At 74.0% G+C, this 443-nt stretch carries 1 protein-coding gene; it reads left to right on the top strand.

Features of this window, described 5'->3' with window-relative positions; all coding sequences use genetic code 11:
• On the top strand, positions 1-443 hold a 443-nt coding region (locus tag FV222_RS29050; RefSeq protein WP_147816560.1), incomplete at both ends, for a PAS domain-containing protein.

Genomic DNA, 443 nt, shown 5'->3' with positions numbered 1-443 from the left:
ATGTCTCGGCGTTCCAGGCCGTGGTCGGCGACCGGCGCCTCTCCGCCCTCGATGCGGAGAACCGGCGCTCGGGCGCGGCGACCCGGCAGGGCGGCGTGGACGCCACGGACGCTACGCTCCAAGAGCGCATCGACTTCGGTCTTCAAGAGCCCATCGTCGTGCCCGAGCGCCGCGTCGATGCGGACGGGTCCTACGCCAATCCGCGCCCTGCCGACCCCCTCGACCGGCACGTCCTCTGGACCGCCACCGACGTTGTCATGGTGCTCGACCGCGACGGGCGCCTGCTCCGCGTGAGCGAGAACGGGTCCGCGCTCCTGGGGGCGTCGACCGCCGAATGCGTCGGCCGCCCCTGGATCGACGCCTGGTCCCTCCCCGAGAGCCGCGCCGGAATCCGAAACGCCCTCGATGCGGCGCGCGCCGGTCGGCCGTGCCGGGTCCAGGCG

This window comes from Methylobacterium sp. WL103, from assembly GCF_008039885.1.
GTDB classification, from domain to species: domain Bacteria; phylum Pseudomonadota; class Alphaproteobacteria; order Rhizobiales; family Beijerinckiaceae; genus Methylobacterium; species Methylobacterium cerastii.
This window is presented reverse-complemented; position numbering and strand designations above follow the sequence as displayed.